The sequence below is a fragment of the Pseudomonas sp. RW10S2 genome (assembly GCF_014268985.1).
In the GTDB taxonomy this organism is placed as follows: Bacteria; Pseudomonadota; Gammaproteobacteria; order Pseudomonadales; family Pseudomonadaceae; genus Aquipseudomonas; species Aquipseudomonas wayambapalatensis.
The window spans coordinates 1-9,254 of record NZ_JABWRO010000168.1 but is presented as its reverse complement, the minus strand read 5'-3'; the positions used below and the strand labels follow the sequence as shown (position 1 = coordinate 9,254).

Sequence of the window (9,254 nt, the reverse complement as noted above, 5' to 3'; positions counted from 1 at the left end):
GGGGGGGGGGGGGGCCCCCCGCCGCCAAATATCTCGTCAAACTTCAAGGTACGGAGCATCCGTGGCTGCCACAGACCGCCGCGTCGTTCGGCGATGCCGGCACGCTCTTTTGTTTTTCCCAATTCGCGTGGAGTGCTTCGAGCAACGCCGATTTCGGCTGCGCTCCGTAGAAGGTGGTGCCGTCGTCGAACACGAAGCACGGGACGCCGTGAATGCCTCGCCGTTCCGCTTCCTGCTCTGCCGCTCGGGCATCTTCCGAAAAGGCGTCGGAGTCCAACATTTGTTGGGTTTCCGCTCGGTCGAGACCGGCCTGGGTGGCCACATCGAGAAGCACGTCGTGATCGGCGAGAGCGCGATTCTCGGTGAAATACGCGTGGAATAAGCCCTCCGTGACCTCTTTCGCTAAGTCCCTGCGCTCGGCGAACAGGCTCAAGCGATGCGCGTCGAACGTATTGGTGTAACGCACCGTGTCGTAGCGCATGTCAAGACCCGCATGCCGTGCCATGGTCATGATCTGGTGGATCATGTTCAGCGCGCCTTGCGGGCTCTTCGCATATTTCCGCTCGATGCGCTGTTGCGTGGTGTTGACCACCTCGCGGCTAGCGTTCCGGTCCAATTCGAACGCCTGATATGCGATCTCCACATCGTCGGCGTGAGGGAATTCCGCTAGCGCCGCTTCGAGATGTCGCTTGCCGATATAGCAATAGGGGCAGGCATAATCCGACCAAATTTGCAGTTGCATGATTCAGTTTCCTGTCACAATATGGTACGATGATACATGGATCATAAGAAGTGTCAAGGTTCGCAGCAAGCTCAGAAGGAGCGAAGAGATGGCGACGATCAGTCATGACGCACCGCTCGTCATAGAAAGCGGTCCAAATCCCGAACTGTCGGTGATATTCGTGCACGGCCTGGGAACGTCGGGCCAGCATTACACTCCGTTGGTGCGGCAATGGGGCAAGCTCATCAGCCGCCCTGTCCGCTTTATCCTACCCACCGCCGAGCAACGGCCGGTGCGACTGTGTGACGGACAGATGGTATCGGCATGGTTCGACTTGCTGACCGCCGACTTCAACGAGCGAGTCGATGTCGATGGCATCCGGGGTGCCGTCGATCGCCTCGATCGCTTGATTCAAGGCGAGATCGATACGGGACAACCATCCGAGGCGATATTCATCGCGGGCTTCTCGCAAGGGGGGGCCTTGTCGATGTTGACCGCCGCGCAATCGCCCCATCGACTGGGCGGCGCGCTGGTTCTCTCGGGCTGGCTACCTGTGGCCGCGGTCTCCGGTATCAAGTCGTTGGCGCATCTCCCGATCTTCATCGGCCATGGCACGTTCGATCCGGTAACTCCGCTCCCTATGGCAAAAGCGGCCTACGATTGGCTAAGTCGCGCAGGCGCTACGGTCGATCTTCATAGCTATGCCATGGGCCACACCATCGTCGACGACGAAATACGGGATATCGCGACATGGTTCGACCGACGGACCGAAACGATCGCCTCTCCGAGCGGTCCGTAAGCGCATGCCGCCTGTTCATATCGTCAATAGCTCAAGCGAAAACCAAATGTGATTTCCAAATAGCGTTCAAGAAGGAGTCGTGGAAATGATGAGCCATCTTTCTTCCAATCCCGTACTGGTCCAACCGATTGACCTTGCCCAAGGCGGACGATTCTTGACCGAGTTCGAAGTCGATCTTCATACGACGACGCCGAAATCTCCCATCGCGGATTACACTGCCGTGCTCCGCCAGCTCCGTGAAGAGGTGAAGTCCGTCGCGACTTTCCGGGATGAGATCGAATTCGGAAAGCGTTTCCGCGATCGATTGAACCAACTGGCTGCACGCCACCAACTTCCGGACACGCATTTTTCGATCGATACGAGCGGAGATCCCTTGATCGTTCGAGAGGGGGACGGCGAACATCTGGTTTCACCCACGCATTTCGAAAACGGTGCCTATTTCAGTCATCCGCATGCCGATCACCAGCTCCGATGGACGGCGGATCGCTTGCCGCATATCCAGATTGGTCGCTATGTGCGGTTTGGTCGCAATTGTTCGGTCAACGCCGGTGGCGACGTGAAGATCGGCGATTATGCGTGGCTGTCGCCCGGCAGCCAATTGTTGCGGCAGGATCATGACCCCTATGGCCGTCCATCGGTTGCCGCACGCACCGTCGCGATGACGCGGTTGCCGGCCGTTACCATCGAACCCTATGCGTGGATCGGCCGGGAAGCCATGATCGGATGGAATGCGGACTATTTGGGTAAGGCCAGCATCGTGGCCGCAAGAACTTTTCTCAACGGCTGGGTCGGCGATTACAGCGTGACAGGAGATCGAGGAAAGGTTCTCCAATATCTTCCGTATAAAGCCTATCTATTTGAAATCAACAAATTTGCTTTTATCGATTCGCTACGAGTCACGGATTGGGCGGAAATCGACAGCGAATGGCGAGGGCTGTACGCCTTGCGCGCCAAAGATCACCGGGACAAGGCAACGCTCCCGGACGGGATCATCAACGGCAAAAATGTGCTCGTCGTCGCACCAGACACGCCGAATTTCGTCAACTCGCTCAGTGCGCAGTCGATCGATGTCATCGGTCGCGACCGCGACATCTGCGCGGACATTCTGCAACTATGCGTCGAAAGGCGAAAATACAACCTGCGATACCGTGGTGATCTGACGGCGACGCGCCTGCCTTTCCCGACGGCGGGAACGGAACATTACCGTCGAGACATCGGCTACGATGCCGTCGTGAGCTTCGATGAGACGCACGATCCGTCTCTCCTCTACGAGATCTATCGGGTCACGAAGCATGGCGGCCAGATCCTCACTCGCGAAGAAGATTTCGATCGGCTCGTATCCGCATTGACGGATCGAGGGCATGCCGGAGGTACCACCGTATCCGGTACCGTCGAGATCGGCGGCATACGATATCTCCAGCTCCAAAAGCCATCGGACGGCTGACGGGGATTTCGAACGATATGTCCATATCAGGAACGCGAAGAGGTGCATATCATGACAGCGAAACTGAGCGAATGCGTGATCGGCGCAGAACGGTATCTGGTGGTGTCGGACGATACCGGGCGCATGGATGCCTTCAAAGGACAGGGTTACGACCTTGCACGAGCCAGCGTAAGGGAGCGTGAGAATGTCGAGCACATCCTTCGACGACGATCGGATGCGACGCAGTCGGCCCGTCTCGACGTAAATCGATACGTCGCGCCGTTCGTACGTGAGGAGTGGGACAGGACGACGGTCAGTTCGTTCGGCAATACCCACATCAAGTTGAACGGGGACATCTTTGGGAACAAGCCTCTGGACTGGTACTACAAGGGCGCTGGGGCAAGCTTGAAGACGACGGGCAGTCCGCTCGTGCTCCCCATCCAGGGTCATGGTGGCGGTATTGAGATCGAGTATGCGTTGGTTCTGATGACCAATGCGACAGGCGATCCTACCGTCATCGGCTATACCTTGGCGCTGGATTTCTCGGATGTCGTCTTGCGCCATCGCCACCCTAATCTCGCAGGTCTGTCGAAGCTCGCGGACACCTTCGTAGCTCATGGCATCGTTTTAGCGACCAAGATCCCGGCTTCATCGGAGGTGACTTGTGTCATCGATAAGGGCGAACACCGCAAATGGGCGGCGTCGGGAAGCCTGGGCACCGACAACATGAACTGCTCGGTGTCCTCACTTCTCGATCAACTCATCAACACCAATTTCTTCCAGCCCTATTGCGTTCACTATATTTTGTTGGGAGCGGCGATCAGCACCCACAAAGGCGGCTACGACCTGGATCACGGAGATGTGATCCAAGTGCGAAGTCAGTCCGATGGACTTTCCTTGTGTTGCCGATATGAGGATGATGCCATCAATTTTGCGTGCGCTTGAACGCCTGTCGTCGCTGTCGATCGATCCTTGGAGACTTGTCTATGCTGACACTTTTTTTCGCCGCTGGCGCCAGTTCCATGGCGTCTCATATCTTGCTCAACGAATCGGAACTGCCGTTCCAACTGGAGCGGGTGGATCTTATGAAGAAAACATGGGCGGGCGGCGATTATAACGCCGTCAATCCCAAAAACTACGTGCCCGCCTTGCGTTTGGACAATGGAGAAATCCTGACGGAAGGCGCCGTCATCTTGAGTTACATTGCCGATCTAACATCAAAAAAGACGCTGTTGGCGCGGTCGGGCCTGGAGCGTTATCGGCAGCTCGAATGGCTGAATTATATCTCGATGGAACTGCACAAGAACTTCATTACGCCGGAACGGCATGGCGGTATGTCATCCAATTTTCTGTCCAAGACGCATCAGGGCCAGCGAGATACGTTCGTGCGCGTGGCTCCCCGCCTCGCATTTGTCGATGCGATATTGAGAGGACGATCCTTCCTTTGTGGCGACATATTCACCGCCCCGGATGCCTATCTCTATGTGATGTGCACCTGGGGACGGCGCTTGGGTTTCGAGATGGATGCCTGGCCGGGATTGCGCGCATTCGCAGAACGCGTCGCCGATCGCCCCGCTGTCCAGAAAACCGTTCAGGTCGAAGGCCCAGCGCATTCGCTTCATGTCCAAGGATAGAGTGCCACAAGCGCCTATGCATCTCGTCAGCCTACCGGATACCGTCTTCGATGGCCGCGAAAACCTACTGTGACATCGACGTCTACGAGGCCGCAAAAGCGCGGCTTCGGTTGGTGTTCCGACATTTCGAGCGGGTCTGTGTCGCTTTCTCGGGCGGCAAAGACAGTTCGGTGCTGCTGCATCTTGCGCTGGAGGTCGCGCGCGAGCTGAATCGCGGGCCCGTGGATGCCTTATTCATCGATCTGGAAGGCCAGTATCAGGCGACCATCGCGCACGTGGCCGACATGTTCGATCGCACCGACATACGCCCCTGGTGGATGTGTCTACCTCTGAATCTGCGCAACGCCTCCAGTTTACAGGAGCCCTATTGGTGCGCCTGGGATCCGGCACGCGAGGCAGACTGGATCCGTCCGATGCCGACACACCCCGCCGTCATTCGCGATCCGTCCGTCTTTCCCTTCTATCGGTTTCGGATGGAATTCGAAGAGTTCGTGACTGGTTTCGACGCCTGGCTGGCTTGCGACGTTCCCACGGCGTTCCTGGTCGGCATCCGGGCGGATGAATCGCTGAACCGCTACCTCGCGGTGCGCCCGAGCGCACGAGGCAAACGCAGCGCCTGGACACCCCCTGATCGCGCTGCGCCGATCGCCTGGAGTTCACGCCATGTCGCCGAAGCCAATGCCGTCAGCTTCTTTCCGATCTACGACTGGAAATTCGCCGACCTTTGGCGCTACACGCACGAGAAGCAGCACGCCTATAACCATCTGTACGATGACATGCATCGCTCGGGGCTTGGCTTCTCGCAGATGCGCATCTGTCAGCCCTTTGGCGACGACCAGCGCAAAGGACTGGATCTGTTTCACCGCATCGAGCCGCAGACCTGGTTCCGGGTCGTCCAACGTGTCTCAGGGGCCAATTATGCGGCACGCTACAGTCGGCAGCGCTTTCTCGGCTATCGGGGCGGCACCGGACTGCCGGCCGCGTTCGACAGCTGGCAAGCCTATGCAGCTTTCCTGCTGGACAGCATGCCCGAGGGACAACGGACGGTGTACGCCCGGCGCATCGGGCGCTTTACCCAATGGTGGGCGAAGCACGGCTATCCGCTGAACGCCTGGCCGGATGCGGGTACGCCGGCGCTGGAGAACCGGCGGGCTCAACCCTCGTGGCGTCGCGTCGCGTTGTCGCTGCTCAAGCAGGACATGGCACGATCCTTATCCTTTGGCTTCGCCCGTCAGGACATGGAAGGATGGGTCATGCCGGGAAAGGATGACCGATGATTCGTCTCGACGACTGCCGCTTTGCGCTATGGCGCTCGAGCGAGAATGAAATCACCTTCTTCGCCCAGATGGGGCGATTCTTCGCCAGTCGCACCGTTCGCCGAGAATGTGGTAACTATCCCCTCGACGACGGACCACGCTATCGCTGGTTCGTGGTACAAAATGCACAGGCCTCACATGTGCTCGGTTTCATCAGCGTCGAGCATCTCGGCGACCGGCTCCATATGCGTCAGGGCTATGTCCGGCCCGAAGCACGGGGTGTCGGCCTCTTCCGGACCTTGCGCGACACGGTGCTCGCTTATGCCGACAAACAGGATCTCCCGCTGCTGACCCGTATTCCCACCCGATGCGTCCCGTTCCTCCTGGCGCACGGTTTCACCGTGCAGGGCGAACGCGGGACGTGGACGACCTTGATGAGGATCCGTCATGCCAGAAGCAAAACAATTGATCCTGGACGCCGAGACCCTGTTCCAGAGGCTGGACACCTTGCCGCTCTTCCGCCGTGTGGAACTGATCAACACCCTGCGGCAACGATTGCACGAGCATAGCCCGTTCGTAGGCGAGCCCGCCGATTGCGTACAGTGGGTACCGGCGGAGACGGTCCAGGGCAACGCCTACAACCCCAACAGCGTCGCCCCGCCCGAGATGAAACTGCTCGCCCGGTCCGTCGAAGCCGAAGGCTTCACGCAGCCTATCGTCGTGCATCAGACCGGATCCGATCGCTATGAGATCGTCGATGGCTTTCATCGGCACAAGGTCGGTAGCCGTTCTGCCGCCATCAAGCGACGCCTGCGCGGTTTCCTGCCCGTGGTCACCATCCGGGCCTCCCGAACGGCAGAAGCCGACCGGATCGCCGCGACGATCCGGCACAACCGGGCACGCGGGATCCATGGTGTCGCACCCATGACGGACATCGTCGTGACGCTGTTGCGCGCCGGCTGGACCGATGCGGATGTCGCGCACGAATTGGGCATGGATGCCGAAGAGGTGTTTCGCTTCAAACAAGTGGCTGGGTTGCCCGAATTGTTCAAAGATCATCCCTATTCAAAGGCATGGGATTGATGCGACACCTTCCGGACTCCATACGGAGCGAAACCAAGCATCGACGTTCAAACCTATCCGATTGTCAAGGAGCCCGTGATCCTGACGCTTTAGTGGCCGTCTAGCCGACGCCAGGTCCACGCTGACGACCGACATCCCACGATGCCCAGGTCCCCCGCATCGTCACCGCGATCGGCTGCCCCAACCGCTGCTCGATGACCGGCTTCCACGGCACGAGGCTGAAGCCCAGTCCGTCGTCGAGCATGGCGTATCGCCCGCTGGCGAGCAGCACACTGCGCCGGTAGATGCCGGTCACGCGCCGTCCGTCTACCGTCGGGCGATACGCCAGACCCGTCTCCGCGGCCATCGTCCGCGCCACCTCGGCCACCTCCCGATCGCGCAGCGTGGCGAGCAGGTTGCGGGCAAGTAGCACTCCCGGTCCCCGGCGGGACGCCAGCCCCTGTTCGATGAGGAAGTCGGCTCGCTTTTCCAGCGCCTTGCGGACCTCGTCGCCGAAGCCGTGAGCGCTCAATGCCTTGCCGCCCTCGATCAGTTGCTCATCGAGCCAGGTCGCTCCGATCGCGCGCATCTGTCGCGCGACAGGGAGATGCGATTTCAGCTCGACCGCCACGCCGCCCAGCCGTCGCACATCGTAACGGCGCCCTTGCTCGGGGAGGTCATCGGGGACCTTCCACAGGCCGTCTGCGACACGCTCGACGATCCCGCCACGGCGCAACGCCTCCAGGCGGCGGACATGGGCGGCCACCACCTCCTGTGGATCCCGACCGGGTGCCGCCTGAGCGCGTGCGATGGCGAGATGATGATCGGCCCGGTACAGGCCATCGCTGGCCAGGGCGATGATGTTGCGATCGGCCGCACGCAGCTCGGCCGATCCCCGGACCTCCACGATCGCACCCACGGGATAGTTGGACAGGTCGTCGCGCGTGTTGAGCGCCACATAGTGCGCCTTGCCGTCCACGCCATCGACGATGAGATAGCCCCGATCATGAAGCTCGTCCGTAAGCCCCTTGTCCGCGATGCGTCCGGTCAAGCGTCGCTCCTCATCACCGGGTTCGAACACGGCCAGTTCGCGCTGCTGGCCCCGCATCGCGCGCTGCATGGTGCGGATGATGTCGCCGCGCTCCCCGAGGGTACGGAGCGTCTTCTCCGCGTCGGCATGCACTGTCCAGTCGCCGGGGTGGCGTTCCTCCGCCAACCCCATGCGTTGGAGATGCTGGAGCCGGCCGATCAGCAGCAGGCGCTGACGCTGAAGGCCGGGCTCGTTGAGCCGCTCGATCGGGATGCGCAACGCGTCGTCGGCGACCCGTTGCAACGTGCGATCCAGGCTCGTCCAACGCTCCTGTTCCACCTCGCGTCGCAATGTCTGCTCGATCTCCCGCTCCGTGCGCGGGCCCAGCCATTCCGTCGCCAGTTCGGCCGCCCGATACCGGAAGCCATCGGCGATATAGTCGCCCGCGATGATGAGGTCGCTGCCGGTATCGTCCCGTCCCCGTACGATGAGGTGGGTATGAGGATTGTCGGTGTTCCAGTGATCGACCGCCACCCACTCCAGCCGGGTTCCCAGATCGGCCTCCATCCGCGTCATCAGGTGACGGGTGTAGGTCCGCAGATCGTCCAGCGCGGCGCCGTCCTCGGGTGCCACGATGAAGCGGAAATGATGCCGATCGTCGGCGCAGCGCGCCTTGAATTCATCGAGATCCGCCGCGTCGGTGTGCGGACCATAGGCCCGGCCCGGTTCACCGTCACGCCCCACGCCGTCGCGCTCGACATAGCGCAGATGTCTGGCGAGCGATTGCGGGCTCGCCTGGCGATGATTGACCAGCAGGGTCTTGATGGTCACGCGTCGCGAGAAGGGCGTCAGTGACTGGCCGGCGAAACGGGCGGCGGTATGGCCGCGCCCAAGTCGTGAGCCGGGCCGTTGACCGCCGGGACGACCCTTGCCGGCGGTCAGCGCGGGACGCCGTACAGCGGATTTCCCGCCCGCCTTGCCGAGCTGCTTAAGCACTTGGGACACATAGCCTCGGCCCCGGTTCTTCGGGGCACCGGGTCGCGTGCGGAAATCGTCGTCACGTCGATCGCTCATCATCGTCTCTCCGTAGAGTCACGGCGAAGTCAGGGGTACGAAGCACGGCGCAAGGCGAGGTTTGAGGCCGTCTTCTCGGTGTTGGCGGCACGGCGGTGACGACCCACCGTGCCGTCCTCCCCCCATGTGCAGACCCGCTTTGCGGGCGGCCTCGTGCCGCCCCCTTTTGTCTTGCCTTCCGCCTTTGCCCTTCGCTTTCGCTCCGGGCCTCGGCGTCCCGGCGGTGCTGCGCTGCCCACAGCCAGCCCGCCGGGG

9 protein-coding genes are annotated in these 9,254 nt (G+C 60.8%); 7 read left to right on the top strand and 2 right to left on the bottom strand.

Annotated elements, in window-relative coordinates:
- Positions 1 to 43: 43 nt before the first annotated feature.
- Positions 44 to 742, bottom strand: a complete 699-nt coding sequence (locus tag HU729_RS24020) for a DsbA family oxidoreductase (protein ID WP_186711757.1) — start codon at positions 740 to 742, stop codon at positions 44 to 46.
- A gap of 88 nt (positions 743 to 830) precedes the next feature.
- Here HU729_RS24020 and HU729_RS24015 point away from each other — a divergent pair, with 88 nt between their 5' ends.
- From HU729_RS24015 to HU729_RS23990, 7 genes are all read left to right on the top strand, one after another.
- The gene (locus HU729_RS24015) at positions 831 to 1,520 is read left to right on the top strand and encodes an alpha/beta fold hydrolase (RefSeq protein ID WP_186711756.1); all 690 of its coding nucleotides are present in this window, start codon (positions 831 to 833) and stop codon (positions 1,518 to 1,520) included.
- Between the two features lie 85 nt (positions 1,521 to 1,605).
- Positions 1,606 to 2,964: a hypothetical protein gene (locus tag HU729_RS24010; RefSeq protein WP_186711755.1), complete on the top strand. Its 1,359-nt coding sequence runs from the start codon at positions 1,606 to 1,608 to the stop codon at positions 2,962 to 2,964.
- A gap of 51 nt (positions 2,965 to 3,015) precedes the next feature.
- Positions 3,016 to 3,888, top strand: coding sequence for a hypothetical protein (locus HU729_RS24005; RefSeq protein ID WP_186711754.1), 873 nt, complete (start codon positions 3,016 to 3,018; stop codon positions 3,886 to 3,888).
- Between the two features lie 41 nt (positions 3,889 to 3,929).
- Complete coding sequence (locus tag HU729_RS24000; RefSeq protein WP_186711753.1) at positions 3,930 to 4,577, top strand: glutathione binding-like protein; 648 nt, start codon at positions 3,930 to 3,932, stop codon at positions 4,575 to 4,577.
- A 50-nt stretch (positions 4,578 to 4,627) separates the two neighbouring features.
- Positions 4,628 to 5,854, top strand: coding sequence for a DUF3440 domain-containing protein (locus HU729_RS23995; RefSeq protein WP_186711752.1), 1,227 nt, complete (start codon positions 4,628 to 4,630; stop codon positions 5,852 to 5,854).
- A complete protein-coding gene (locus HU729_RS25900; RefSeq protein ID WP_238348431.1) occupies positions 5,851 to 6,402 on the top strand; it encodes an N-acetyltransferase in 552 nt (183 codons plus the stop codon). Before HU729_RS23995 ends, HU729_RS25900 begins: the two co-directional genes overlap by 4 nt.
- Positions 6,299 to 6,916, top strand: a complete 618-nt coding sequence (locus tag HU729_RS23990; protein ID WP_346655318.1) for a ParB/RepB/Spo0J family partition protein — start codon at positions 6,299 to 6,301, stop codon at positions 6,914 to 6,916. The genes HU729_RS25900 and HU729_RS23990 overlap by 104 nt, the downstream gene beginning before the upstream one ends.
- Positions 6,917 to 7,016: 100 nt before the next feature.
- On the opposite strand, the gene HU729_RS23985 is transcribed toward HU729_RS23990, so the two are convergent.
- Entirely contained in the window at positions 7,017 to 8,999 is a 1,983-nt protein-coding gene (locus HU729_RS23985; RefSeq protein WP_186711750.1) for a relaxase/mobilization nuclease and DUF3363 domain-containing protein, read from the bottom strand.
- Positions 9,000 to 9,254: the final 255 nt, after the last annotated feature.